27 protein-coding genes and 1 pseudogene are annotated in these 26,386 nt (G+C 58.6%); 12 read left to right on the forward strand and 16 right to left on the reverse strand.

The genetic code is table 11. The features are described 5' to 3' along the window. Nucleotides 1-6: 6 nt before the first annotated feature. Both C3B54_RS03300 and C3B54_RS03305 read right to left on the reverse strand, forming a co-directional pair. The gene (locus C3B54_RS03300) at nt 7-384 is read right to left on the reverse strand and encodes a type II toxin-antitoxin system death-on-curing family toxin (protein ID WP_104913230.1); all 378 of its coding nucleotides are present in this window, start codon (nt 382-384) and stop codon (nt 7-9) included. Continuing rightward, nucleotides 381-590: a CopG family transcriptional regulator gene (locus C3B54_RS03305; RefSeq protein ID WP_104913231.1), complete on the reverse strand. Its 210-nt coding sequence runs from the start codon at nt 588-590 to the stop codon at nt 381-383. Before C3B54_RS03305 ends, C3B54_RS03300 begins: the two co-directional genes overlap by 4 nt. A 123-nt stretch (nt 591-713) precedes the next feature. Here C3B54_RS03305 and C3B54_RS03310 point away from each other — a divergent pair, with 123 nt between their 5' ends. From C3B54_RS03310 to C3B54_RS03325, 4 genes are all read left to right on the forward strand, one after another. After that, nucleotides 714-1,730, forward strand: coding sequence for an N-acetyltransferase DgcN family protein (locus C3B54_RS03310; protein WP_104913232.1), 1,017 nt, complete (start codon nt 714-716; stop codon nt 1,728-1,730). A gap of 17 nt (nt 1,731-1,747) precedes the next feature. Continuing rightward, nucleotides 1,748-2,719 (forward strand): dipeptide epimerase, encoded by a 972-nt coding sequence (locus tag C3B54_RS03315; protein ID WP_211286323.1) that lies wholly within the window; start codon nt 1,748-1,750, stop codon nt 2,717-2,719. Nucleotides 2,720-2,814: 95 nt separating this feature from the next. Further along, complete coding sequence (locus C3B54_RS03320) at nt 2,815-4,125, forward strand: pyridoxal-phosphate dependent enzyme (protein WP_104913234.1); 1,311 nt, start codon at nt 2,815-2,817, stop codon at nt 4,123-4,125. Beyond that, complete coding sequence (locus C3B54_RS03325) at nt 4,125-5,297, forward strand: cystathionine gamma-synthase (RefSeq protein ID WP_104913235.1); 1,173 nt, start codon at nt 4,125-4,127, stop codon at nt 5,295-5,297. Before C3B54_RS03320 ends, C3B54_RS03325 begins: the two co-directional genes overlap by 1 nt. A 10-nt stretch (nt 5,298-5,307) precedes the next feature. Here C3B54_RS03325 and C3B54_RS03330 read toward each other — a convergent pair whose 3' ends face one another. The 5 genes from C3B54_RS03330 to C3B54_RS03350 form a co-directional block, all read right to left on the reverse strand. Further along, nucleotides 5,308-5,940 carry a histidine phosphatase family protein gene (locus tag C3B54_RS03330; protein ID WP_104913236.1) on the reverse strand — a complete coding sequence of 211 codons (633 nt, stop codon included), beginning with the start codon at nt 5,938-5,940 and terminating at the stop codon, nt 5,308-5,310. Beyond that, entirely contained in the window at nt 5,937-7,451 is a 1,515-nt protein-coding gene (locus tag C3B54_RS03335) for an FGGY-family carbohydrate kinase (protein ID WP_104913237.1), read from the reverse strand. The genes C3B54_RS03330 and C3B54_RS03335 overlap by 4 nt, the downstream gene beginning before the upstream one ends. Then, nucleotides 7,426-8,907 (reverse strand): FGGY family carbohydrate kinase, encoded by a 1,482-nt coding sequence (locus C3B54_RS03340; RefSeq protein WP_104913238.1) that lies wholly within the window; start codon nt 8,905-8,907, stop codon nt 7,426-7,428. The genes C3B54_RS03335 and C3B54_RS03340 overlap by 26 nt, the downstream gene beginning before the upstream one ends. A 14-nt stretch (nt 8,908-8,921) precedes the next feature. Next, entirely contained in the window at nt 8,922-9,974 is a 1,053-nt protein-coding gene (locus C3B54_RS03345; protein WP_104913239.1) for a 2-hydroxyacid dehydrogenase, read from the reverse strand. 134 nt (nt 9,975-10,108) lie between these two features. Beyond that, nucleotides 10,109-10,894, reverse strand: coding sequence for a DeoR/GlpR family DNA-binding transcription regulator (locus C3B54_RS03350; protein WP_104913240.1), 786 nt, complete (start codon nt 10,892-10,894; stop codon nt 10,109-10,111). 193 nt (nt 10,895-11,087) lie between these two features. On the opposite strand from C3B54_RS03350, the gene C3B54_RS03355 reads away from it, so the two are divergent. The 3 genes from C3B54_RS03355 (at nt 11,088) to C3B54_RS03365 (ending at nt 14,384) form a co-directional block, all read left to right on the forward strand. Next, entirely contained in the window at nt 11,088-12,221 is a 1,134-nt protein-coding gene (locus C3B54_RS03355; RefSeq protein WP_104913241.1) for a substrate-binding domain-containing protein, read from the forward strand. A gap of 100 nt (nt 12,222-12,321) precedes the next feature. Further along, the gene (locus C3B54_RS03360) at nt 12,322-13,122 is read left to right on the forward strand and encodes an ATP-binding cassette domain-containing protein (RefSeq protein WP_104913242.1); all 801 of its coding nucleotides are present in this window, start codon (nt 12,322-12,324) and stop codon (nt 13,120-13,122) included. Between the two features lie 8 nt (nt 13,123-13,130). Further along, the gene (locus C3B54_RS03365; protein ID WP_104913243.1) at nt 13,131-14,384 is read left to right on the forward strand and encodes a sugar ABC transporter permease; all 1,254 of its coding nucleotides are present in this window, start codon (nt 13,131-13,133) and stop codon (nt 14,382-14,384) included. A gap of 148 nt (nt 14,385-14,532) precedes the next feature. On the opposite strand, the gene C3B54_RS03370 is transcribed toward C3B54_RS03365, so the two are convergent. The 5 genes from C3B54_RS03370 to C3B54_RS03390 form a co-directional block, all read right to left on the reverse strand. Continuing rightward, a complete protein-coding gene (locus tag C3B54_RS03370; protein WP_104914241.1) occupies nt 14,533-15,837 on the reverse strand; it encodes a hemolysin family protein in 1,305 nt (434 codons plus the stop codon). Between the two features lie 145 nt (nt 15,838-15,982). Then, nucleotides 15,983-16,786: a WD40/YVTN/BNR-like repeat-containing protein gene (locus tag C3B54_RS03375; protein WP_104913244.1), complete on the reverse strand. Its 804-nt coding sequence runs from the start codon at nt 16,784-16,786 to the stop codon at nt 15,983-15,985. Beyond that, nucleotides 16,779-17,462, reverse strand: coding sequence for a DUF305 domain-containing protein (locus tag C3B54_RS03380; protein WP_104913245.1), 684 nt, complete (start codon nt 17,460-17,462; stop codon nt 16,779-16,781). The genes C3B54_RS03375 and C3B54_RS03380 overlap by 8 nt, the downstream gene beginning before the upstream one ends. 64 nt (nt 17,463-17,526) lie before the next feature. Continuing rightward, on the reverse strand, nt 17,527-18,489 hold the full coding sequence (locus C3B54_RS03385; RefSeq protein WP_211286324.1) for a bile acid:sodium symporter family protein: 963 nt from the start codon (nt 18,487-18,489) through the stop codon (nt 17,527-17,529). After that, nucleotides 18,486-20,216 (reverse strand): AMP-binding protein, encoded by a 1,731-nt coding sequence (locus tag C3B54_RS03390; RefSeq protein ID WP_211286326.1) that lies wholly within the window; start codon nt 20,214-20,216, stop codon nt 18,486-18,488. Before C3B54_RS03390 ends, C3B54_RS03385 begins: the two co-directional genes overlap by 4 nt. Before the next feature lie 222 nt (nt 20,217-20,438). On the opposite strand from C3B54_RS03390, the gene C3B54_RS03395 reads away from it, so the two are divergent. The 5 genes from C3B54_RS03395 to C3B54_RS03415 all read left to right on the forward strand — a co-directional run bounded on the left by C3B54_RS03395 (nt 20,439) and on the right by C3B54_RS03415 (nt 24,166). Next, complete coding sequence (locus tag C3B54_RS03395) at nt 20,439-21,152, forward strand: B3/B4 domain-containing protein (protein WP_104913246.1); 714 nt, start codon at nt 20,439-20,441, stop codon at nt 21,150-21,152. Further along, nucleotides 21,149-22,042, forward strand: coding sequence for an EamA family transporter (locus tag C3B54_RS03400; protein WP_245867993.1), 894 nt, complete (start codon nt 21,149-21,151; stop codon nt 22,040-22,042). Before C3B54_RS03395 ends, C3B54_RS03400 begins: the two co-directional genes overlap by 4 nt. Nucleotides 22,043-22,138: 96 nt before the next feature. Beyond that, on the forward strand, nt 22,139-22,408 hold the full coding sequence (locus tag C3B54_RS03405; protein ID WP_104913247.1) for a hypothetical protein: 270 nt from the start codon (nt 22,139-22,141) through the stop codon (nt 22,406-22,408). Beyond that, nucleotides 22,396-22,800, forward strand: coding sequence for a type II toxin-antitoxin system VapC family toxin (locus tag C3B54_RS03410; protein WP_104913248.1), 405 nt, complete (start codon nt 22,396-22,398; stop codon nt 22,798-22,800). Before C3B54_RS03405 ends, C3B54_RS03410 begins: the two co-directional genes overlap by 13 nt. 121 nt (nt 22,801-22,921) lie before the next feature. Continuing rightward, nucleotides 22,922-24,166, forward strand: a complete 1,245-nt coding sequence (locus C3B54_RS03415; RefSeq protein WP_158665497.1) for a SulP family inorganic anion transporter — start codon at nt 22,922-22,924, stop codon at nt 24,164-24,166. 9 nt (nt 24,167-24,175) lie between these two features. Here C3B54_RS03415 and C3B54_RS03420 read toward each other — a convergent pair whose 3' ends face one another. From C3B54_RS03420 to C3B54_RS03430, 4 genes and pseudogenes are all read right to left on the reverse strand, one after another. After that, nucleotides 24,176-25,090, reverse strand: coding sequence for a DMT family transporter (locus tag C3B54_RS03420; protein ID WP_104913250.1), 915 nt, complete (start codon nt 25,088-25,090; stop codon nt 24,176-24,178). Next, on the reverse strand, nt 25,087-25,254 hold the full coding sequence (locus tag C3B54_RS08915; protein ID WP_245868034.1) for an AraC family transcriptional regulator: 168 nt from the start codon (nt 25,252-25,254) through the stop codon (nt 25,087-25,089). Before C3B54_RS08915 ends, C3B54_RS03420 begins: the two co-directional genes overlap by 4 nt. Nucleotides 25,255-25,302: 48 nt before the next feature. Then, nucleotides 25,303-25,500, reverse strand: a pseudogene (locus C3B54_RS08920) (Ada metal-binding domain-containing protein); the annotation flags it as partial. 95 nt (nt 25,501-25,595) lie between these two features. After that, the gene (locus tag C3B54_RS03430; protein ID WP_211286328.1) at nt 25,596-26,384 is read right to left on the reverse strand and encodes a RibD family protein; all 789 of its coding nucleotides are present in this window, start codon (nt 26,382-26,384) and stop codon (nt 25,596-25,598) included. Nucleotides 26,385-26,386 lie beyond the last annotated feature (2 nt).

Here is a 26,386-nt window from a genome sequence, read left to right on the forward strand (position 1 = left end):
TTGTCTTTAGCGCAGCGGTGAGACCTTGAGACGGCTGCTCAACCAGTGGGCAATCTCGTCCAATTCGAGGCTGTCTGTTGCCACAGCGAGGACAAATTCCACACCCTCATCGGCAACAGTGATCACTTCATAGTCATTCAGGACTAAAAAAGTCACCAGAAGCGCCCAGGCTGTGCGCTTATTGCCGTCAATCAGCGGGTGGCTTGTGGCGACCGAATGCAGTAGGGCAGCAGCTTTATGACTCAGAGTGGGGTAGGCATCGTCACCGAAGAGCGTTGTCTCTGGGCGGGCGAGGCATCCCTGCAGAAGGCCAAGGTCTCGGACGTGGAAGCCGAGGTACTTGACTTGGCGAAGTGCGTCCTCAAGGTCAAGAAATCGCGTCATGAGTCGGCGAGACGGTCCATGAGCTCTTTATCCCGTGTTTCGAGAATGTGCTGGGCCTTTCGCAGCGCCGTTTCTTTCAGCGAAACGCGAGTGTCAGTCATTTCAATGGCTCGAATGATTGCTTCATGTTTTGAGCAGCCAAATGCTTTAGCGAGCCGCTGAGCCATTTCGTCATGGTCGGTATCTAGTCGAAGTGTCATAGCCATGACCATATGGTAGCAAAGTGGTATCACGGCGTCGAGGTGGACATGTGTGGATAACTGCCATGCAAGCCCTCCGTGTGGAACGAGTCGACCAGCAGGTCGGGTTCGGCGTGGCACACTAATGGAATGCTGACCCTTCGCACCCCCTACCTCGTATTCCTCGGCGACGAAGCAGACTCTGCCTACGCCAAAACAGGCATCGGCTTGGCCTACTGGCGGCCCGATCTTTGTGTCGGACAAATGCGCCTGAGCGACAATGCCGCCGATACGGGGCTTCCCGACCAGAGCATTCACGAAGCCCAAGCCGCCGGTGCCCAGTCCCTCGTGTTGGGGGTGGCAATGATCGGCGGAGCCATTCCGGCCGAATGGCTCCCCATCCTTGTGGAAGCACTCGAGGCGGGAATGGATGTGGTCGCAGGTTTCCACACCAAGCTCAGTTCTTTTCCTGAACTGGTCGCAGCAGCCGAGCGTGGTGGGTCGAATCTTGTTGACGTGCGGGTGCCACCAGCAGATATCCCTGTCGGCACAGGGCAGAAGCGAACCGGTCGCAGGCTTCTCACGGTGGGAACAGACTGTGCGCTGGGGAAGAAATACACCGCACTCGCCCTGGCGAAAGGCATGAGTGCTGCGGGAATGTCGGCCGACTTTCGCGCCACCGGTCAAACGGGGATCCTCATTGCCGGTGGGGGAGTGCCCCTGGACGCCGTGGTGGCGGACTTCCTCGTGGGGGCTGCGGAAAAAGTCTCCCCGGATAACGCCCCCGACCACTGGGACGTCATTGAAGGCCAAGGTGCCCTTTTTCACCCCGGCTATGGCCCAGTCAGCATGGGGTTACTCATTGGGTCACAACCAGACGCGTTTGTGGTGTGCACCGAGGCGGGGCGTGACACAATTCGCGGCTGGGATAGCTTCAGCACACCCGATATTCGAGACGTCATTGCGCGCACCATTGACATCGGTCAGCAGTTCAACCCCGATATTCGCTGCGTGGGAATCAGTGCCAACACCCGACACCTTGACCCCACCGCGAGAGCCGACTATTTGGGCGCCCTGGAGAAGGAATACGGGCTTCCTGCGATTGACCCCATCGCCACCGGGGTTGAACCCATCGTGACACGACTCGCCACAGAATTTGGCCAGTAGGGGTCACTCCAGTGCGAATGACCATTGACACCCACCGTTTTGCCTTGCGGGCACCCTTTGTCATCACCGGACACACTTTTACTGAAATTAATCCCGTGTGGGTCCACCTCGAATCAGAAGGGCACACCGGGCGGGGCGAAGCAATCGGTGTGTATTACACCGGGGAAACCACGGAATCGATGGTGTCCCAGTTGGAGTCGGTGCGCACAGAGGTGGAAGCCGGGGCAACACGGACAGATATCCAACACCTGCTTCCTGCAGGGGGCGCCAGAAACGCGTTGGACTGTGCCTACTGGGACCTTGAATGCAAGAGCTCCGGCACGACCATTTGGCAGCTGCTGGGTCTGGTACCCCACGAGTTGAACACTGTCGCCACGATCGGAATTGGTACCCCGGAGGCCATGGCCCAGCAGGCACGCGACTACCACTCCTTCGAGAAACTGAAAATCAAACTTGACGGCGATAGTCCTTTGGAGAAACTTCGTGCGATTCGGCACGCCCGGCCTGAGGCCTCACTGGTGATTGATGTGAATCAGGGCTGGAGCCTCCAGGAACTGACCGACTACCTTCCCGCATTAGAAGAGCTTCACATTGCCATGGTGGAGCAGCCGTTAGCGAGAGGCACCGACACCCAGCTGGAAGGATTTTCCTCCGCGATCCCCTTAGGTGCGGACGAGAGCTGTTTGGATCTCGCCGAGTACGACAGCGTTGCCCCGTTCTATGACGTCATCAACATCAAACTGGATAAGTGTGGGGGGCTCACTGAAGCACTGGCCATCGCCACACGCGCCACCGAAGACGGCAAATCGGTGATGGTCGGCAACATGACCGGCACATCACTGTCGATGGCGCCGAGCTACGTGGTGGGGCAGTCGTGCGAATTTGTCGACATCGATGGGCCAGTACTACTCGCTGAGGATGTTCCCGGTGGTTTGGTTTACCGCGAAGGCGGCACAGTGGGCCTGCCCGAACCAGAGCTCTGGGGCTAGCGATTGGGCCACCCACCAAGCCCAGAGCGGTACCATCGAGTGTTAGCGGGAGTTCAGGTCTTGAGGAACTACCCGCCCATAATTGGGGAGGTTTAGTGAAAATCGCAGGGTCCGTTTTGGACGTTATTGGCCACACACCTCTCATTCAACTGGGGCCCTTGGTGAAAGGTCTCACCGACGCCACCGTCGTCGCCAAAGTCGAATACTTCAACCCCGGCGGGTCCTCCAAAGACCGCCTTGCGGTGGGCATGATTGATGCGGCCGAAAAGGCGGGTCTGTTGAAACCCGGGGGAACCATTGTGGAGCCCACCAGTGGAAACACCGGAGTGGGTTTGGCTCTGGTCGCCCAACAGCGCGGCTACCACTGCGTGTTTGTCTGCCCCGACAAAGTCAGCGCCGATAAGCGCAAAGTGTTGGAAGCCTACGGAGCGAGAGTTGTCGTGACCCCCACCAACGTGGAACCCGATGACCCCGAATCGTATTACTCGGTCAGTGATCGGTTGGCCAGGGAAATTCCTGGTGGGTTCAAACCCAACCAGTATGCAAACCCTGCTGGGCCAGAGGCGCACTACCGCACGACGGGCCCCGAGATTTGGGAAGACACTGACGGGACCGTGACCCACTTTGTTGCCGGTGTGGGCACGGGGGGAACCATTAGTGGCACCGGAAAGTATTTAAAAGAGGTCTCAGGTGGAAGTGTCCGGGTCATCGGAGCAGACCCCTATGGCAGTGTCTACGCCGAAAAAGGCCCCGCAAGGCCCTACTTCGTGGAAGGCGTGGGGGAAGATTTCTGGCCCGAAGCCTACGACCCCTCCATTCCGGATGAGATCATCACTGTCAGTGACGCCGAAGCGTTTTCGATGACGAGGCGTTTGGCGCGTGAAGAAGGCCTGCTGGTCGGGGGCTCCTGCGGTATGGCGATGGTGGCCGGACTCGAAGTGGCAAAGAAAGCATCCGCGGGTGACCTCATTGTGGTGCTACTTCCAGACAGCGGCCGCGGCTACTTACAAAAGATTTTCGACGACGGTTGGATGACCCACAACGGGTTCCTTGCGCCCGAAGGAGTGGCAACCACCTGGGGGAGCCGGATTTCTGGGTTGACACCTGCCGTGCTCACCAGCCATAAAGACGACGAGGCCTCGAGCCGCGCAAAACTCCTTCAAGACTCCGGTCGGAGTGTGGGTGTGGTGACTCACGCATCCCCTCCGCTTCAGCCCGGTGAAATGAGGGGGTGGTTCCACCTGGACGACCCTGCAGAAGTGCGAACGGCAGATCGCTTAGTCACTGTCGGCGCTGCAGAAGAGTTTGACCCCCACGCCCTTGACGGTGTGGATGGCGTTGTGGTGATGGATCAAGGACAGGTTGTCGCGGTTGCGGCATCTGAGGAAATAGTGGGGCAGGTCTGATGACGAAAAACACACACAGTGGTGACGGTGCCGGATTTGCGACCCGAGCCATTCACGCCGGCCAAGAACCTGACCCGTTGACGGGTGCCGTGGTCCCACCGGTGGTGATGGCATCGACTTTCACCCAAGACGGTGTTGGCAACCTTCGCGGTGGTTACGAATATGCCAGGGCGGCAAACCCCACCAGGGATGCCCTACAAACCCAACTGGCCTCCCTAGAGGGCGCCACCCACGCGTTTTCGTTCGCCTCAGGGCTTGCCGCCGAAGATGCGCTGATGCGCTCGGTATTAGCACCCGGTGACACCGTGTTGATGGGTAACGATGTGTATGGCGGAACCCACCGGCTCGCGAGCAAAATCTTTGGCCCCTGGGGGGTCACCGTGGTGACCACGGAAATGACCGACCTTGAGGGTGTCGCGGCGGCGATTGCGGCGAATCAGCCCACGGTGGTCTGGTTAGAAACACCGAGTAATCCCTTCATGAAAGTGTCCGATATTGCCGCCGTGTCAGAGTTGGTGGGTGACGCCCTGCTGGTGGTGGATAACACTTTTGCGACCCCTTATTTGCAGCGCCCCCTCGAACACGGTGCACACGTGGTGGTCCACTCGACCACCAAATATCTCGGCGGCCACTCGGACGTTGTCGGTGGTGCCGTCATCACGAACAACGATGAGCTCGCCGAAAAGGTGGGCTTCCATCAATTCGCCGCCGGAGCGATTAGTGCTCCAATGGAAGCGTGGCTCACCACCAGGGGTATTAAGACCCTTCCGGTTCGGATGGATCGCCACTGCCACAACGCCCAAATCCTCGCTGAAGCCCTCGACGCTGATCCTCGAGTGGAGCAGGTGTTCTACCCGGGCCTGCCTTCTCACGCCGGGCATGACATTGCACGAACACAGATGTCGGGTTTTGGCGGAATGCTCTCGATGCGTTTTCCCACCGGCGCTCAAGCGCAAGCGTTTGTTGAATCCACCGAAGTGTTCACCCTCGCGGAGAGCCTTGGTGGGGTGGAATCGTTGGTGAACTATCCGGCAAAAATGACCCACATGTCCGTGAAGGGCACTGAGTTGGAAGTGCCGGATACGATTGTGCGCCTCTCCGTCGGGATTGAAGACATCGACGACCTGCTGGCCGATGTGATGCAGGCCCTCGAGCGAGCAGGAAAGTACTAGCAGGCAGGCACTACAGGTGCGGTGGGGCATTAAGTGCAAGAAGCGACGCCCGACCCCTGAGGTCGTTGAGGGTTTTTGGAGCGGGCAGTTCGACCGTTGTGAGGGCTCCGTTGATGAATTTGGGGAAGATCCTTCGGTAGTTGTCCAGAGCGATTCCCAGGAATTCACACAATATGATCCGGCCCAGGGTTGAATGAATGACGAAGACAATTGTGTTGACGCTCTGGTCCCTCACCGCATCGAACACATGTGGCAGTGCGCGCTCAAGCGCCTCTTCTCCCGACTCACCACCCGGGAAACGTGAAGAAGCAGGGTGGGCCTCAAACGCTTGACGTTCTCGTGGGAATTGCTCGCTCATTTCGGCTGCGGTGAGACCTTCTCCCGATCCAAAATCCACTTCTCTCAGTCCGGGCTCAGTAGTGAGCGGCAGCTGAGCGGCCTGAGCCAGGGGTTCTGCCGTGAGGCGAGCTCTGCTGAGATCTGAAGACAAAATCCGATCAATGCCAGCGGTTTTTGCCCAGCCGACAAGTTCAATGCTCTGTTGGACCCCCCTCGCGGTGAGGGGGACGTCGGTGTGTCCGGCGTAGCGGTTTTCGGCGTGCCACACGGTTTCACCGTGGCGAATGATGTGGATGATGGTCAACGCGTATTCTCCCTCGCAAACTGAGCTAATGCGGTCCCGATCCATCCCCGACGGTCCAACTCGTCAATGAGGAGGAGATATTTGGGTTGTAGAACGTCCTGCAGGGTGAGATCAGGTGTCACGGTGTCTTCGAGGTTCACCATCTCCTCGACGATGTGGCCGAAGTCTTCGCTGCTGCGAGCCTCGACTCCTGCCCTGGCCAGAATGGCCATGCCGACCGATCCTTCACTGTTTCGGGGTATGCGCACTTCACGCGATAGTGCAGTGGCGCGCAACTGCCGCCACGTGGGGTTTGTTGAACCGCCACCAGTAAAGCTCAGGGCACCATTGACCGGGTAACCCGCGTGCTCAACGGCGTCAAACGCCAGCCGTTCGATGAGTGCCACCCCGAGAGCAATTTCCATAAAACGACCCTGAGGGTCGGTGGGTGTGGTGTCCTTACCAAGGGTGAACCCCGTGGCCTCGGCGCTTACAAAGGGAAATCTCTCGCCCGTGCCGATGAGCGGGTAGCTCACGGCAGTGTCCTTCAGCTTTTCAGGGATTATCTGAAGATCGTGTGGGGTCGCTCCAGAAAGTTCCTCCGTGATTGCTCGGGCCCCAATGTTTGATGCTCCGCCTGGCCACCAACCAGAGCCGAAAGGAGCCAGGTGGCAATAAATTGCGCCGGTGGGGTCTTCTTGACGTGTGGCGCTGGAGCCTTTGAGGACCAACGTGGTGCCGAGCACTGAATTCCAACTACCCGGAGCGACCGCTCCCGCGGCAATTTGTGCGGCAGACCCATCCGTCATTCCCGCGACAATCGGGGTGCCGACAGCCAACCCGGTGCCCTCGGCAGCCATAGCTCCCACCACTCCGATGACTGTCCCCGGTTCGACGACTGTGTTCACGCTGGAGGCCGGAATTCCTAATGCCGAAAAAACTTCCTCGGGCCAACGCCCATGATCGAGATCGAATCCTGATTTCAACGTGTGGCTGGTATCACTGGCTACCGGCTTCCCCGCAAGTCGCCACGAGATGACATCTGCTTGGGTGAGGAAGATTTCCGAGCTACTCAAAGGGTTGGTGTGTTGCCGCCAGACCATCGCTGGTAGGGCCCAAGAGTCCTGCATGAGGTAACCCAGCCTGGACCATACTTCACGGCCGACGACGTTCACCTCTTCGGTGAAATCCGCTGCCCTCCGGTCGTCGTACATAATCGCCGGAGTAGTCACGGTCCCATCGTGTCGGTGAGCGACAACCAGAGTGCCGGAGGTGGCACAGGTGGCGATTCCTCCGACCGGGTGGCCAGCGGGTAAGGCGCTGACGACTTCACGCAGGCACGCGGCGGTCGCAGACCACCAGTCCTCTGCCGATTGTTCGTGGTGGGCGCCATTTCGCATACTGCTCAAGGGCTTTGTGGCGTGGGCGAGAGGTGCTCCATCGGAATCGATTGCGGAAACCTTGACACTTTGCGTACCGAGGTCGATTCCAATCCACGCCGTGGCATCAGACACCATGAGCCCCCCGCTCATGACTCCACAGCGGCGAAACTGCCTTTCGCAGAGTGGTGAAAAGCTCGAAACGTGTGTTGTGGATCTCACGGTGGGCCGGCGCAGGGCTAAAGCTGGCGCCTCCAGACACCAGGCGCTTAGTGGCCTGAGAAACGCTGATATCGGTGCCTACGGCCACAGAGAAGTAAATTTGCGCCCCCTTCGCACCCACCTGGGCATCGCGACTTCTGACCGTCGTCACACCGGTGACATCGGCAAGGGTTTGAGCCCACAGGTCGCTCGCGGCTGCGCCACCCGCGAGACCCAGCCGGGATGGTGTGACGTGGGTTGCCTCCAAGGATTCGCGGACGACGTAACTGAGGGACTCAATGAGCGACCGTGCAATGTCGGCTCGTGTGTGGGTGTCGTGTAGTCCAAAGAGCAGCCCAGATGCCTGCGGGTCAAAAAACGGAGCGCGCTCGCCCGCGGGGGAAAGATAGGGCAACCACAGCAGCCCCCTTGCGCCGACCGGTGATTCCTCGGCAAGGGCAGTCAGTTCGGGAACAGTGTCAACCTGCACGATGTTCGAGAGCCACGTCAGAGTATTTGCGCCCGTGATCGTGGGAAAGGCGCGGAGCACTTGGCTATCGCCCACCCCGAGCAGGTTGAGGCCGGTGTGAACGCCATCTAGTTGGGGCGTGTGGGTGATGATCCCTGGACAAATCGTGGTGCCCAAGATGGCGAACGCGTCGCCCTGATGTGCGGCGCCTGCGCCAGCTGCTGTGGCAACGATGTCGTAAGGAGCCATCACGACCGGTGTCGCTTCGGCAAGCTTCCACTGGTCGGCCAGGCGAGAATCGATGGGTAGAGCAGTGTTGTCTAAGACGGGCGGGATGAGGTGCTTCCAGTCAGTTAGTTCATACAATTCGCACAGTGCGTCGGAAATCTCGCCTGAGTTGATATCGAGCCATGGAGCACTGGCTTCGGAAGGATGCTGACCGATTACGCCCGTTAACTTGTAGAGAATCCAGCTTCCGCAGGTGAGCACTGCCCGCGCCGATGCGAGGGACTGTGGTTCGTGATGAACTAGCCACCTCATGATGGCGTTGGGCAAGCCAAGTGACGACAAGGAACCGTTGAGTGCCCATGCTGACTCAAGGCGCCCATCCGCGCTGAGTGGCTGCATCACGTCGGCCGCTCTACCGTCGTTCCAGAGGATGGCCGGTCGAATGGGGGCGCCTTTGGCATCAATCAACCACGCACCGTCCCCTTGTGCGGTGACCGCAATTCCCGTGATTTCGCCACGTTGTGTGGAAATCACCTCCAGGCATGCCTGTTCGACGCTGTCCCACACCTCGAGCATGTGCTGTTCGGACCAATCGGGGTGTGGCGAATGCACCGTGGTCGCTCGAGTGGCAATAGCTAACTCTTCACCGTCATCCGAGAAGAGGACAGCTTTAATGAGGGTGGTGCCCGCGTCAATGCAGAGAGTGGCCACCTGCGTCTCCTTGTCTAGGAGGTCAAACTGAGCTGAGCGAGTACTTCGGGGTTGGCAACGTGCTCGGGTGATTGACCTGCAATAAACCTAGCCACGTCGGTGGCAAGAATGGAGGCTGCGCGCTCGGCGGTTTGTTGGGTGGCGCCCGCTAAATGCGGTGTGAGCAATACGTTGTCACGGCCGAGTAGGGGCCACGAGAGGGGCGGGGGTTCTTCGTCAAAGACATCGAGGGCCACCGCGCCTAATTGGCCACTATCCAGAAGCGCCGGCAACGCAGAGTAGTCGAGTAGGCCACCTCGGGCTGTGTTGACGAGGACAGATCCGCCCGGCAACAACGAGAGAGTGGAGGCGTTTAGCATGTGGGCTGATTCTTCACTGAGTCGCGCGTGCACGGTCACTACCCGTGACGACGACAACAGAGTTTCCAGGTCGACGAGGGTAACTCCTTCTGGCGGCACCGTGGAGCCGTCAAGATAGGGATCAAAAACGAGTACCTTCGCACCGAACGCGAGAACCATGTCGGTCACCAGGCGCCCGATAGCTCCAAAGCCGATTACTCCCACAGTGTTGCCTGCCAGCTCCATACCGGCGTGTGAATAGCTGTAAAACTCTCCTCGCCAGGTTCCTCGGTGGAGGGCTGTGTTGCCGTCCCCGATTTTCCTCATCGCGGCCAGCATCATGCCGACACTGAATTCTGCAGCAGCCTGGGCATTTCTCCCTGGCGCGAAGGACACCACCACTCCCGCGTCGGTGGCAGCGGCAAGATCAACGTTTACGGGCCCTCCACGACACACGGACACTAGACGCAAATCCGGGCTTGAATCGAATACGGCGCGGGTGAAGGGCGCCAACTGCGTCATAGCAATTTCTGCACCCTGCACAGCAGCGATGGTGTCGTCTTCGCCTCCGCTGGCTTCGTGCACAGCACCCACCGAACCAAACGGCACTTGCGGCCAGGGAAGAGTGGTGTGCTGGAAGGAAAGGTCAGACAGCGCATGTCGGGCGAGAGCGTCCTCGAACAGTTGGGGTAGAACGAAGTTGTCACCCACTGCGGCGATCCGGACCATTTTTTCCTACTATCTGTTCACGTGGTGGTGGAGTGCGAGGCGTAGACGCCACTCAGGAACTCACGAGCTCAACTATAACACTTCAAATGGTAAAAATACCATGCAAGTTGCCCTGGTCTATCAGGTCAATGCGCTCAGGCGAAGTGCAACAAGACGTTTTCCGGGAGCTCCGTGAACATTGATCGGGGGACGTCATCGCTCAAAATGACGTCGGTGAAAGCTGCCAGCGGGACAAACTGATGCAGAGAGGTTCTTCCCACCTTGCTTGAGTCCATCATCAGGACCTTTCGCGTGCCGGCGTCGAGCATTGCGCGCTTCATCAGCACCAAGTCCTCTTCTTGGTGGTAGGTCATGTGCCCATCCATCGTGGAGGTGGATTGAAACACAATGTCGACCGCATAGGAGTCGAGACCGGTGAGGTGGGGTGAGCCGACAAACGAGTTGTGGGTCTTCGAGTATGTCCCGCCTATGGCAATCACTCGAATTTCAGGCTCTTCAACAAGGACATCAATGGCGTCTCGATAGTTTGTTAACACTGTGAGCGGTGCTTTGCTGGGCAGAAGTTTGGCCAGTTCGAGGACTGTTGTTGAGTCATCGAGCAAGATAGACATCCCCGGCTCAATCAACTCGACGGCTGTCATCGCCAGTGCCTTTTTGACTTGAGCGTTACGCTGCTTTCGAAAATCGGAACTCGACTCGAACATGCTCGTGGGAAGCGCAGATACGCCCCCGTGGAATTTTCTCACCAAGCCCCGGGAGGCAAGTTCATCGAGATCACGGTGAACCGTCATCAGGCTCCGGCCGGTGACCTCCGTCAGAGTGGCGGCGCTTGCCTGACCGTGTTCCAGCACGTAATCCAAAATTACCCGACGCCGTTCGTCGCGTTCACGATTGGATGATGATTGGGTTTCTGTAGACATCGTGGACGTCCCTCCCCGAGTATGACGACTACAACATTGTGTCGTATTCGGAGCCTCAATTTATAACATTTCCGTTATTAAACTCTCATACTACTTGCTAAAATTACCGCGCTGTGTGGTATTCTCACTCACGATATGTCAGTCCGGGCATATTGCCACCATTCCCGCACCGGGAATTCGGAAAGGAAACTCAATGTCAACACTGTCCAAGAGGCTCGTTGCCTTGGCCGGGGTCATTACGCTCGCGGGAACGCTGGGTGCTTGTGCCTCCGAGCCGGCTGCAGACTCCGGAAGTGCCGATGAGGGCACTTCGGCTGAAACAGAAACTGAAGAAGCTGGTGGTTCGGAAGAACTTTCCGGCACTATCGCGTTCTTGATGCCAGACCTGGCGTCAACACGATATGAGGAGCAGGATGCACCTCTGTTTACGGCAGCAGTTGCTGAACTGTGCCCCAACTGTGAGGTGCTGTATCAGAATGCTGACGCCGATCCTGCAGCGCAGCAGGCTCAAGCAGACTCCGCAATCACCCAGGGCGCAGAAGTAATCGTTATTTCGTCGGTAGACACCGCCGCTGCGGCGTCCATCGTAGAAAGCGCTCAGTCCCAGGGTGTTGCCGTGGTCACCTACGACCGCCCCATCACCACCAAGCCAGCCGACTTCTACGTCTCCTTCGATAACTACTGGATTGGTGAGAACATCGGAATCTCGCTGATCGAGAAGCTCGAAGCGGATGGTGCATCACCAGACGATGGTGGAATCCTCGTCGTCGGTGGGTCGCCCACTGATGACGCAGCCGGACTGATCTTCGACGGTCAAAAGGCCGCTGTTGATGCAAGCGACTTCAGCGTTCTCGCAGAGTTCCGCACCCCCGAATGGGACCCCGCAAAGGCCCAGGACTGGGTAGCGGGTCAGATCACGCAGTTTGGTGACCAGATCCTCGGTGTGATCGCCGCCAATGATGGAACCGGTGGTGGCTCTGTTGCCGCCCTCAAGGCAGCTGGCGTGAGCCCGCTTCCCCCCGTGACGGGTAACGATGCCGAAGTTGCGGCCATTCAGCGCGTGATTGCTGGAGACCAGTACAACACCATTTCGAAGCCGATCAGCATTGTGGCCTCGGCCGCGGCTGAAGTTGCTGTGGGAATTCTGAGCGGAGAAACTCCGACCCCAGACACCACACTGTTTGACACTCCCTCCAAGCTCTACGTCCCCACTGTGGTGACTCAGGAGAATGTCAAAGAGGCAATCTTCGACAGTGGTATCTACACCGCTGACCAGGTCTGCACCGATGAGTATGCAGATGCCTGTGCAGCATTGGGTATTAGCTAATGGGATAGATTTCCGATTAGCGTGTGGGGCCCGGGTTATTGACCCGGGCCCCACATACCCCCACTCTTAGTGTTATCAACGGCGATAGGAACTTTGACTCATGGATGCACCGAACACACAGTCCGAACCTGTTTTGTCCATGCGGATGATCTCCAAACATTTCGGTGCAGTCTCCGCCCTCTCCGACGTCAACCTTGACGTGTATCCGGGCGAGGTCGTGGCGCTGGTCGGCGACAACGGCGCGGGGAAGTCGACGCTTGTGAAAATCCTCGCGGGTGTTCACGCTCAGGACGAGGGCACCATCACCTTCGCCGGTAAAGAAGTAGAAATTCACAACCCCCACGATTCTCTCGAAGCCGGGATTGCCACGGTTTTTCAGGACCTCGCGCTCTGCGACAACCTAGATGTGGTCAGCAACCTTTTCCTTGGGCGGGAAATTAGTCCGGTGCGTCTCGACGAAATCACCATGGAGCTCCGAGCATGGGAATTGCTGCGTGAATTGAGCGCCAAAATCCCGTCGGTACGGATCCCCGTGGCTTCCCTGTCGGGAGGTCAACGTCAAACCGTTGCGATCGCACGATCGTTGCTGGGGGAGCCCAAGCTGATCATGCTGGACGAGCCCACCGCTGCACTCGGTGTCGAACAAACGGCCGAGGTTCTGAACCTCATTGAACGGCTGCGAGAACGCGGACTTGCCGTCATTGTGGTGTCCCACAACATGGACGACGTTCTCGCGGTTGCTGACCGCGTGGTCGTGTTGCGATTGGGCTCAAACAACGGCGAGTTCGTTCCCTCTGCCGCAACGAAAGATGACATTGTGGCGGCCATTACGGGTTCGGCGGACAACGCCGTCACGACACGAAATCTCAGAATTTCCCAACCAGTCGATTCAGAACGGTAAACCTTTCCATGACCAGCACTGTGACACCAGAAGACAACACCCCAGCAGATCGCCGGGATTCCCGCCTGCGTCAAGACGTCGGTTTGCAGGGTGCATTGCGGGGTTCATTTGACCGGATCCGACGAGGTGACCTGGGTTTGTTGCCCGTCATTATCGGCATCATCGTGATTTCGATCATTTTCCAAAGCCTGAACCCGTTCTTCCTCTCGTCGAACAACCTGGCGAACCTGCTCATGGAGTCGACGGCTATTGGCTTTATGGCTTTGGGAATTGTCTTTGTGCTCCTGCTGGCCCAGATTGACCTGTCCATCGGTTCAGTCAGTGGGCTCTCGGCGGCCATTTTTGCTGTTGGCTTCGTTCAAAACGGGTGGCCAATTCTTCCGGCAATCATCGCCGCCGTCCTCACTGGTACTGCGATCGGCTTCATCTATGGGCAGATATTCAACCGACTCGGTGTGCCCTCCTTCGTCATTTCCGTTGCCGGACTGTTGGGCTTTTTAGGGTTGCAGCTTTACGTACTGCGCGGACAGGGAACAATCAATTTGCCGTTCGAATCACCGCTGGTGTGGTTTGGTCAACAAGCCTTCATCCCCGCCACTGTGTCGTATGTGTTGATGGCGACTGTCGGAATTGTTTTTTACCTTGTGAGAACGGCTAAGTCCGCACGGCGCAAAAAAGCCGGCCTTTCGACTCAAGGGCAGATTGGTATTGTCCTGCAGGCGGTAGGACTCATCGTGGTGCTTGAATTCATCGCGTGGTTTTTAAACCAGTCCCGCGGGATCAGCATGATGTTTTCCCTTTTTGTGGCTACTGTTCTCGTGGCTCATTTTGTCCTGACCCGTACCCAATTTGGGCGGGCTATTTTCGCGGTAGGTGGTAACCCAGAAGCTGCTCGCCGAGCCGGAATCAATGTCAACGCGATTTATACTTCCGCGTTCATGATCACCTCCACATTGGCAGCAATCGGTGGACTAATGGCTGCGGGGCGTCTCGCCGCTGCTGCCCAAAGCTCAGGTGGTGGAGACACCAACCTCACAGCGATTGCTGCCGCAGTGATCGGCGGCACGAGTCTCTTCGGTGGACGAGGAAGTGCCTTCTCGGCATTGCTCGGGGTAATCGTGATTCAGTCAATCTCGAGTGGGCTGACGCTTCTCAATCTGGATTCGTCTATCCGCTTCATGGTGACAGGAGCGGTGGTCCTCATCGCCGTAGCAGTGGATGCTCTGGCGAGGCGCTCACGCGAAGCCAGCGGCGTCGCGTAGTGAGCGCCCTGCCCAGCTCTGTTCTGGGTCGGGCGCGGGAAAAGGCGCTGGGGCGCGAGACGGTTAAGGCTTAGCCGTTCTGCTCGAGTCGTGACACCGTTCGTGACCTCACTGCGGACCTGGAGGGCGAGCAATCAGAGGGGCGCAGTCACTGGGGTTCTTGCTCGTTGGGTCGCGCCGCCGCGGCGTCCAGGCTGACCAGCGCAATACGCCGTGAGTCCATGGAGTGGACAATCAGGGTGGCCTCGGGGATGTTCACAGCCGCGCCCGGCTCGGGAATGTATCCCAACTCGGAGAGCATAAAGCCGGCAACGGTGGTGTAGGGGCCGGGGGGTATGACCACACCGGTGAGCTCTTCAAACCGGCGGATGCTGGTCTCCCCGCGGAAGTGCCCCCGACGCGTCAGTGTGTCCTCACGGCCGCGGCGGTCTGCGGGGTCGTGCTCGTCGTAGACCTCGCCGATCAGTTCTTCGACGAGGTCTTCTAGGGTCACCAGACCGTCCGCGCCTCCGTATTCGTCAACAACGAGGGCAATATGTTTACCCTCGCGACGCAGTTCGCTCATCGCGGGAAACACTTTCATGCTGCTGGGAAGAATAGGTATCGATCGGGCGACATCGGCGACCGTGTGATGGTTTTTGGACGCCCACATCACATCGCGCACATGAACAAACGATTCACAGTCGTCAAGACTTTTAGTGATCACGGGGTAGCGCGAGTAGGGGAGGCTTTGGATTAACTCTCTCGCCTCGGTGATGGCCATGGTGCTGACCAGGCAGTGAACTTCACCGCGGGGTTGCATTACCGATATGAGGGCCTGTTCGGCAGCCTCCAACACGTCAGAGAGAATTTCGCGCTGTTCATCTCCCAAACTTTCATGGCTTTCCACAATGGATTTCAGTTCTTCGCCGGAGAGTACCTCGCCGCGTTTGTTCGGATCGCCACCGAGCAGTTTCACTACGGCGTCACTCGATTTGCCGACCAGCCAAATCAGTGGCGTGAAGGCGACGGCGATCCACGCAATGAGTGGCGCAATGGTGAGAGCGAACCCTTCAGCTTTTTGTAGAGCGAGGCGTTTCGGGGCCAGCTCACCAAATACGAGAGAGGCGTAGGCGACGAGGAGTGTCATGGCGATTACCGCCACGACGCCAGCCGCGACCGGGTTGATTCCGATTGCCCGAAGTGGCTCCTCTAACACCGGTGCTAGTGCGGTCGCGCCAAAGGCGGCCGAGAAAAATCCCGAGACCGTGACACCGATTTGCACGGCGGCAAGGAAGGTGTTCGGGTCACGCGCCAATTTCGCCACGGCCACCCCGCGGCGGCTGCGTTTTTCTAGGGCATCGAGTTGGGATTCGCGAAGAGAAACGAGCGCCAATTCCGCGGCGGCGAATAGCCCTCCGAGCAGAATGAAAAAGGCAACGAGGCCAACATCGAGCCAAACAGTGTCATCCACTGTGCTGGTGTTCACCTCCGTGTCGCCACACACACTGTGTGGACGCCTTCCAGTGTTTGGCACGGAGCTGATGAAACGCTGGGGAAGTATCAGCCGGCAGGCGCCCCGTTCACCGGTGTGGTGCTGACCTCTACCGGTTTAGTGTTTAATTCGCCAGGAACTGCTGACCTTGGTCGACGGAGAAAACGACCTCTCCGGCGTCGAGGACCACAATCACGTCTCCGGAGGCAGCAATCGCACCGATGTCGCTAAAGGTGTGGTCAAGAACCGTGAAAGGACCCGTTGGGCTTGGGCTGGTAAACACCTCGGATGTCGAACCGATGACGACTGCTGTGTCTGACCAGTCCACCGTGGTGATACCCGCTGGCACGTCAAGTTCGGTGAAGCTCTCGCCCAAGTCGTCAGAGAGTAATAACCCTTCGCCTGTTGCGATGAGCAGTTGTTGGGGGTTTTGGGGGTTCAGCGCAAAATCGGTGAGCGGGGGCACGTCAAAGGTCTCCCAGTTGGCACCGCCGTCAACACTTCTCACGATTGCCCCGTAGTTGGCCGCCACACCCACCATGGAACTCTCGCTGACATCCAACATGTGAAAATCGACTTCGCCGGAGAGCGCGTGCGCCTCCCACGTTGTTGCACCATCACCCGAGCGAATTAGCCCAATGGGGTCTGGCGAGTCGAGTTCTGACCCTGGGTGCCCACTGGCCCAAAACGTTCCGTCGTGATAGCTCAGGCCCATCACATCAAATGAGGGACCCAGGCGACGCCACGATGCCGAATCGTCTTCCCACTGGTAGAGACCTTCGTGAGTCCCCGCCCACATTTCGCTGCCGTTGGTGGCGACGTTGTGGACGTGTCCTGTTGAGCCGAGGTCGGTGGTGTGCTCGGCGTCCGTTGCACAGCCAGTGAGGAGTAAGAGGCTCGAAATAGTAGCCCATAGCGCCTTATTCACTGGCAAGCCTTTCCTGTAGGTCTTCCATTTCGGCTATTTCGGCGCGTTGAACCCGGTCAATATCTTCCGCGAGTTGGCGCACTTCGTCGACTGCCGAGTTGTTGATCATTCGAATCATGACCAGTGCACCTTCGTGGTGGTCGATCATGAGGCGGAGGAATTCTTGGTCGAACTCTGGGGAAGCCAAGGCGTTGAGGGCCGCAATTTCTTCCTCAGTAGCCATCCCTCCCATGGATTCCATACCGGGCATACCCTCCAAGGAGTCCATGCCGGGTTGGCCCATAGGCCCCATCATGTCGTCGGGAAAATCGTCACCATCGAATCCGCTGTCGTCCAGCCAGCCCTGCATTTGGTCGATTTCGGGGAGTTGGCCGTCTCGAATTCTGGTGGCGAGGTCGCGTATCTCTGGTGAGTCAGAAATTTCCAGAGCAGAGCGGGACATATCGACGGCTTGCTGGTGGTGGGGAATCATCATCGCGGCAAACATCAGATCACTCACCGCGAACGCATCCTCTGAGGTTTCCGTACTCGGTACATCCTCCTGTGGGGTTGCCGGCCGATCATCGGCCATCGGCAGTATCGGAATCATCCCACAGCCACTCAGGCCGATGACGAGCGCCGCCGCGCTCACCGCGGCGGCGAGACGTGTTGTGGCTTTGCTACGTGTGATGCCCATGGAGCCCAGGGTAGTCCCGGTGTCCAAGTGCGACCTGTGGCCGCTATCCGGGGCGAGGCAGGGTCTAGAGCAGGTTGGGAATCTTTTGTTCTTCAGCCAGGTTTGCGCGCCGGAAGAACAGTGTGACCACGGTGGCGACAATGACAATGAAGAGCGAATAGAGGGCAGGAATGATCAAGATCAGCCCAATGTCGGGATTTCCCGAAAAGCTCAGCAACACAATGGCAATTCCTAATGGGCCATTTTGAATACCCGTTTCCATTCCAATGGTCCTTGCGTTCATCGGATGCAACCGGAGGGCTCGGGCGAGTCCGTAGGCGACAAAGATGCCCAGTAGCCCCATCACAATGGCGACAGTGAAGGTTTGCCACGGTGTGCTTGAGAGTAGGCCCCAGTTGCGGGGAACCCAGGTGGCGACCAAAAACACGATGAAGAACATGCCCACAAAGCCACCGAGTAGCTCCAAGACTGCCCCCACGTTGGCGCTTTTTTTCCGAATGAACATTCCGGCGACAACCGGCACCAGCAACAACACCAGCGTGATCACAATGTTGAACAGGGGTATTGCGAAATCAGTTTGATCGGCAAAGAGCAGCCTGCCGTAGAGGGTGAGCACGAGCGGTGTCATCAGGATCGCCCACAGCGTGGAGTGGGTGGTCATCATCACGCTCAGTGCCAGGTTGCCTTTTGAGAAGTAGGTGAAAATGTTCGACGTGGTTCCCGCGGGGACACTCCCCATCAGCAGTGCTCCGAGGGCAACGGGGGCTGCGTATTCCATGGGCAGTTGGAACAAAAACAGCGTAATTAGCCCAAAAGTGATGAGCGGCATCAGGCCGAACTGGGTAAACCAACCGATGATTAAGCCCCACGGGCGGCGAAACGCCAACCGGAAATCTTTCGGAGTGAGTCCTGCCCCCAAACCGAACATGATGATGAAGACCAGGATCACCAACAGGTTTTGCTCAAAAGGGGTGACGACGTCTTGCTCGGAAATTCCGGCCTGCGCGAGCACCATCATGTTGTTCATTTGGCAGAGCCCTTCTCGTCAGTACTTCCCGACTGGGTGGCAATCTCACCGGTTGCGGTGGAGCGCAACTGTCGTCGCAAAATTTTGCCGATCGGGCTCTTTGGCAGTTCATCAATGATGGTGACCCGCTGGGGCACCTTATAAGCGGCAAGGTGGGTGCGGCAGTAGGCACGAATGGCCTCACTGGAGGGTGGTGGATGTGAGGCCACCACGAACGCTTCAACGCGTTCACCGGACTTTTCATCCGGAAGGCCAATGACGCCCACTTCTAACACTCCAGGCACCGCAGCGATCTGGTCTTCCACCTCGTTGGGATAGACGTTGAAGCCACTGACCAAAATGACGTCCTTTTTGCGATCCACGACGGTGAAAAACCCGTCCGCATCCATTTCGGCTACATCGCCGGTGTGTAACCACCCATCGGTGATGGCTGCAGCAGTTTCTTCTGGTTTATTCCAATAACCGGCCATGATCTGTGGACCTTTGGCAAAAAGCTCCCCGGCCTGCCCGACGGGAACGTCGTGTCCTTCGTCGTCGACACAGCGCACCAGGGTGGACGGCACCGGGATACCAATCGTTCCGTCACGGGCGGTGCCATCGAGAGGGTTGAAGGTCAACACTGGCGATGATTCGGTCAGACCGTAGCCCTCCACAATCGGTGTACCCACCATCTCTCGCCACTGTTTCGCCACAGACGTGTGCAGGGCCATCCCGCCCGCTGCTGAGGCTCGAAGAGACGCCGGCGGGCTGTCTTGGAACCAGCGCTCTTTGAGTAGTGCCTGGAAAAGGGTGTTGACACCGGTCAGCCAGGTCACCGTGTAGTTTTCGAACGCCCGTTTGAGGTTGCTCGGTGGCCTGGGGGTGGGAATGAGAATATTTCTGGCACCGAGGTGATAAAACGACAACAAATTCAAGGTGAAAGCAAAGACGTGGTACAGCGGGAGGGCCGTCATGACCGTCTCTTTGCCGGGCCGCAGGAAAGACCCCGCCATCGAAATGGTCTGCATGGTGTTCGCGATGAGGTTGGTCTGAGTGAGCATGGCCCCTTTTGCCACACCGGTTGTCCCGCCGGTGTATTGCAGGGCGGCGACAGAATCTGCTGTGACACCATCTAGGTAGCTGCCCACCTGCGCGGAGGGGGCTGCTGATTTTCCAGCCTTCAGGGCATCCCTAAAAGGGGTGTGCTCGACAGTAATGGCCGGTAATGAGCGATTCCACACTTTTTGCACCAAACGGATTACTCCAGCAATCACCGGGGGGAAGAACTCCCCGATTTTGGTGGTCACCACAGTGTGGATGTTCGTCTGCGGTAACACCGCATCGAGGCGATCGGCAAACATGTCAATCACCACCAACACGGTCGCTCCTGAGTCGGAGAACTGGTGAATCATCTCAGAGGGTGTGTAGAGCGGGTTGGTGTTGACCAAGACACAGCCGGCTTTTAACACTCCAAAGGCCGCGACCGGGTAGCTCAAGCAGTTGGGCATTTGCAGGGCAACCCTTTCGCCTGCTGTCACCCCCACGGTTTCTCGAAGGTAGATCGCGAACTGATCGGACAGCTCGTCAACCTCCTTGAACGTCAGCGACCCGTTCATTCCATTAGGCATGCACTGCGTGAACGCAATCGTGTCGGCGTATTGAGACGATGCGGTGCGCACCATTTCCGGTAGGTGTGCTGCGGGCAGTGCAGCAAGCTCGGGTTCAACGAACGAGGGGTAGTGGGACATCCACGGTGTCTGAGTCACGGTGACCTTTCGTCAAAGGGGTCACCGCCTGTTCGAGTGGGGGCGACGTTGACCGTAGACAAACTTAGCGCGCTGGCCTGGCAAGCGCACCCCCAGATTCTGATCAAGCAACCGGGGGAGCACGTGACTGAGCTGTTGGGGCACTAGTCTCAAGGCTGGTCGATGAACTCGGTCTCTTAGGTCTCAGTGAAAGCGTGTTCCCTCATGGATAGTGAGTCTTTTCTTTCTGGCGCCCACGTATCTGACGAAGTGTTCGAACTTCGACCTGACTACCGCGCGGACATCATTGTGGCTACCGGGATCAACGCACACGCTGACCAATCTGACGTCTCCGAACTAGTTCAACAAGCTGAGGATTACGCCAGGCAGTTACTGGCGACTACCCCTGTGGCCGAGCGTGAACACATTGCGTCCTGGCGGGAAGCATTTAGGGCCTTCGGGTCGAAGCCCTCCGATTATCGAAATAGCGCTGAAGCGCTGATGAAGCGTGCACCAAACGGTCTACCGCGCATCAACGGGTTAACTGACATGTATAACGCCCTGTCGGTCCTTCACCAGACACCCCTTGGCGGAGAAAATGTCGACGCCTACGTGGGGCCACCGCGCCTCACCCGCGCAGTCGGTGACGAATCGTTTGACACAGTCTCAGGCGGAGAAGACGTGGTCGAACACCCCAGCGTGGGGGAAGTGGTGTGGCGAGACGACCAAGGCGTGACCTGTCGGCGGTGGAACTGGCGCCAGTGCCGTCGCACCCAACTGACTGACGACACCACCAATGCTCTATTCATCATTGACACTCTTGACCCGCTGTCCGAGCAGCAAAGGAACCGGGTCGCCGACGACCTCACCTTCTGGTTGGCGCGTTTTGGAGCAGAAGACATTCAACGCAGGTCCATACACAGTGGGCTCGCTCTGTGAGGGGCGAACAGTTCGCGGAGAAACTGCCCGCCTGGAGTCTCGCCGTCGTGGCGATGCTCAGCATCCAAATGGGCTCCGCACTATCGATCTCCCTGTTTCCTGCCGTGGGGCCTGCCGGCACGGCATGGCTTCGACTGGTCCTCGGCGCGCTGATTCTCATTGCGCTCGTTCGCCCCTCGTGGCGGGTAATCACCCGGAAAAGCCTTCCTGGACTGCTGGGTCTTGGGGTCGCTACCGGGGTGATGACCTCGGCGTTCCTCTCCGCGTTGGATCGCATTCCACTGGGCACCACAGTCGCCATTGAGTTCCTGGGCCCACTGACCGTTGCCGCGCTGTCGGGCAAAAATGCCAGGGCAGCACTCTGGCCGGCAGTAGCGCTTGTGGGTGTGGTGTCGTTGACCAGGCCGTGGACGGGCACCGTCGATATGGTGGGTGTCGGGTTTGCCTTGGTGGCCGCCTTGGGCTGGGCGCTCTACATTGTGTTCACTCAGCAGGTGGGGGACCAATTCAGCGGCATCCAAGGCCTTGCGCTTGCCACCCCGGTGGCGGCCCTCACCGCCACCACCGTCGGTCTCCCGCAGGCGTGGGGCAACATCACCCTCGAGGTGTTGGCGCTGGGGGTGCTCTTGGCCGTACTCACCCCAGTGTTTCCGTTTGCGCTGGAAATGCTTGCGCTGAAGCGCATGAATAAGCGTGCCTTTGGCACGCTGATGGCAGTGGAACCGGCGATTGCGACCGCAATCGGCCTGGTGGTGTTGTTTCAGATCCCCCAACTTTTTGATGCGCTGGGTATCGCACTGGTGGTGATTGCGGGAATTGCGACCCAGCGGGATGCCTTTAGGCCACCGCTGTTGGATTTGCCCGCCGTAGCCGACCCAAAAGGACTCTGAGGGACACAGGCCCATCTCGTCGGGCAGCCTGATCGGTCATCGAGCACGGGTCGCCCACAATGTGTTGCACTAAAATATAAGTGTTACACTTTGACCATGCCCACAACCCGTCCCCGGCACATGATCACGGAGACCGATCGCCTCTCTTCGGCCCTCGAGGTCGCCGCAGAGGTGTGGCCTGACATCGCGGGCGAGAAAGGTCTGTTGCTTCGTCGCATTCTGGAGCGGGGCATCGACGAAGTGGAAAAGGAAGGCCAAGGACGCGTGGCGAGTCGTCAGCTCGCAATCCAGAGTCTTGCCGGGAGTATGACCGGTGTGTGGCCGCCTGGTTGGCGCGAGCAGTTGAGGGATGAATGGCCGGCATAGTTGTTCTCGATGCTGGTGCTCTCATCGCCCTCAGCAGTGAAAGCGACGCCCACCACCAATGGGCGATGGGTATGTTTCTGCACACGCTGAGCCACGAACTATCGATGCCAGCCCTCACCTACGCCGAGGTCATGGTCCACCCCACGAAAGCCGGTAAAGCCCCGGAGTTTCAGCAACGCCTCTCAGGACTACGCATCCAGGTTCGACCCATTGATCAGAGTGATGTGGCGGGACTTGCCACCCTTCGGGTCGAAAGCGGTTTAAGGATGTCCGATGCGGTGGTACTTCACGAATCACTCAGGCTGGGTGCCACCCTCGCCACCACTGATCAGGTGCTCATGCGCGAGGCCACACAATTCGGCCTCGACGTGCTCACTCCACACAGAGTGTGAATCCCCACCTGGTCGATTCTGCCCCGCTTTCTCAGATATGAATGGGGTGTGCGGAGGCTGGTCCTCGCCGGAGTAGAGTGCACAGCAATGGCGCGCTGAGGGTTCTTTCTGTGGGGTGCACGTGGTTCAACATTTTTTGGGTTCCCTGAAGTTTGATGTGCCCGCGGGCTTAATCGTCGCGATTGTTGCCCTGCCCCTCGCGTTAGGTTTCGGGGTGACCTCAGGAGCAGGGGCCGCCAGTGGGATGGTCACTGCGATCGTTGCCGGCATTGTCGCCGGCCTTCTTGGAGGTTCTCGCTACCAGGTGAGCGGACCGACAGGCGCAATGGTGGTGGTGCTTTTTCCCATCATTGCCGAGGTCGGAATGTCGGGCTTGCTCGGAGTCGGTGTCATTGCTGGAGCCCTCATTATCGGTTTTGGCATCCTGCGTCTGGGCAAGTATGTGGAAAGCATTCCCTGGCCTGTGATGGAAGGTTTCACGCTCGGCATTGCCGTGGTGATCGCCCTGCAACAGCTTCCGCTGATATTCGAGGTTCCTCGAGGAGAGGGTACAGAAACCTTCCAAGTCGCGTGGGGGACACTCGAGAACGTCGGGCAGACGCCACTGCATTTTTGGCCTCTCGGTCTTGTTGGGGCCACCCTGAGCATCAAAATCGGCTGGTCGGCCCTCCGCAGACGCTGGACTGGGTTGCACCATTTTCCGCCGAGTGGTGTTGCGGTTGTGGTCCTTTCGGTGTTGGCATGGCTAATCGCCGCGCCTGTCTCCACGATTGGGGCTTTGCCGGCAGCGCAACTTTTTACGCTCAACCTGCAGTGGCCTGACCTGCCCTGGGGCACCATTGTGTATGCCGCGTTCGTCGTTGCCCTCCTCGGGGCGCTGGAATCTCTCTTGTCGGCACGCGTTGCCGATGCCATGGTGAAACGCCGCGATGTGGAACTGGTGGAGGCCTATCGACCGAACCGGGAACTCATCGGCCAAGGTTTTGCCACGATGGCATCGTCGTTCGTCGGAGGAATGCCCGCAACTGGTGCCATTGCGCGAACAGCAGTGAACGTGAACGCGGGCGCGAGGACCCGGATGGCAACGGTCTTTCACGCCGTGGTGTTGTGGGTGTTTGTGGTTGCGCTAGGCGCAATTGTCGCTCACATCCCCACTGCTGTTCTCGCCGGCGTCCTCCTGGGCGCTTCCTGGCGCATCGCGAACCCGGCCAGCATTGTGGAGAACCTTCGAACCACCTGGCCCAGTCGTCTCAGCTACCTGACCACCGCCGTGGTCGTTGTCGCCGTCGATCTTATTTGGGGCGTTGTCATCGGTATCGTCGTCCACGCTATTGCAAGTTGGGGCTCCAGCCGGCGCCCCCGTTAATTTCACAAATCAGGGGGTTTGCTGCCGCCGGAGCTGGGAGCGCAGTGGTTTCCAGCGCCCCTGAACCAGGAGTGCCGAGACGACGACGAGGACACCTCCGAGTAGTTGACCGAGAGTCAATGACTCCCGCAGGAAGGCCACCCCGAGGATGACGGCAATTACTGGGGTGATGTAGGTCACGCTGGAGGCAATCACGCTTCCGGCCAGTTCAATGTTTCGATAGTTCCAGACATAGGCCATCCCTGTGCCCAGCACCCCCAGTGCCAGCATTCCCCACAGTGCGGGTTGGGTGATGGTGTCGGTGCTCAGGCCAAAGAAGAGCGCGCCCGGCAGGGTGAGAACGGCAGAGACCCCGACTTGGGCGGTCGCCAAGGCGTATGGGCTGTAAGGCAAGGAGGCGACGTGGCGCTTGGCGTAAGGCATCGCGATTCCGTAGGAAAGTGTGGCGATGAGAAGTACCCCTACGCCGAGGACGGTGAGGCCCTCAATGCGTTGCAGAACGTTGGTGACCAAAACAATTCCTGCTAGCCCCACAGCAATACCCAACACTTGGTTGGCGGTGGGCTTTTGTTCTCGAAACGCGATCACCACCACGAGGACGGTCATTAATGGGGTGGTTGCGTTGACGATTCCCGCTAAAGAACTTGGTACCCACTGTTGGCCGAGGGCAAAAAGAAAACCCGGTAACGCGTTCAGTAAGAGCGCCACAACTGCGATGTGAAACCAGTGTGGTCCGAGACCTGGGAGGCGATCTCGTCTGGCCACAAGGATCACCACCAAGCTCAGTGCACCTAAGAGACCGCGGAGAAAAACGATTCCTGCGGCGCTGAAGCTTTCCAGTGCGAGGTCGATGAATAAAAATGATGAACCCCACACCACCCCTAAGGCGATAAAGCCGGGTAACCAACGCAGGTCTGTGGTCATTGTGTGGCCTGGAGGGCTGAATGGATGTACTGCCGGGGGGATAAGCCTGTCACCGCTTTGATGATGCGCTCGAGCTGTCGCTTCGAGAGAGCAAGGCCCCGGGCGATGTCTTCAATGCGACTCTGAGGTGTGGCCTGGGCGAGAGCAACCACCTGAGTGACCACGAAGGCGCCAAACGCTTCATGGGGTGAGACCTCCTGGTCGGGTCGGCACCTCTTGCATGATCGGAAGCCTCGTTCTATCGCGTCGTTCACGTGCCCGAAGAACACCACGTGTTCGGGTGTGGGTGTCCTGGAGGGGCATCCACACCGGCAGAAGATTCCCGTCGTCGTTACCCCGTAGAAGCTGACCCTGCCCATAGGCATAGTGTGGCACGCGAGTTGACGGGCGCAGACGCACTCGTGCGACATCTCATTTTTCCACCAGGCGGTGACTGCGCGGGAGGGCGCGAGCGACCCGTCAGCACTGTGCGCGCGTGGACCACCGACTGACTCTCGGTGTGGACCTAAAGGGAAGCGGGTGTTACCGCCTGCTCCCGGTCGCCAGGTAGCTCACAGTCAAAGACAACGTCTGAACCCAATGAAAAAGCTGTGGTGGCGGGTCGAAGCGCCTCGGCGAGCGTGTCCGGGGGGTAGGGCATGGTGATTCCCTGTTGGCCGGCACCAATCAGGACCGGGGCGATGGCGATGTGTAAACGTGCCAACAAACCGGCGTCGATAAACCGGGAGATTGTGAAGCCACCCCCTTCGATCAACAGGGTGGTAAGCCCTGCTTTGTTCAGGGCAGCGAGCATTTCATCGGGGTCGAGCCGACCTTCCGTGGCCTTGAGCGTGATGACCTCAACACCCTCGGGTCGGTCCTGCTCGAGGGCTTGAATCACCAGTCTGCGGGCGCCGTCCGCGCGAAATATCGGTGCATCGTTGGGTAGTCGACCGTGCGGGTCAATCACAATGCGTGCTGGATTGGGACCTTCACACAGACGCACAGTCAGGCGTGGCTGATCGTGCAGAGCCGTTTTGACCCCCACAATCACCCCATCAACCAGTGCCCGCATGCGGTGGAGGTGGGCGAGGCCATCGGGCCCCGAAATATCTCGCGCATCGTCAGACTCCGTGGCAATGCGACCGTCCAACGATTGACCAATTTGTCCGAAGACACGTGGGCCCACATCCCTTTGGGCCAGCGGGCCATAGAGATCAACGGCACGCTGCTCGCCAGGGCTCCAGTCGCCACCACTCAGATGTCCCTTGCCGTCGCGCACCGCTAAAAGGTGTTGCCACACCCGCGCGCTCACGT

Source organism: Pontimonas salivibrio (genome assembly GCF_002950575.1).
In the GTDB taxonomy this organism is placed as follows: Bacteria; Actinomycetota; Actinomycetes; order Actinomycetales; family Microbacteriaceae; genus Pontimonas; species Pontimonas salivibrio.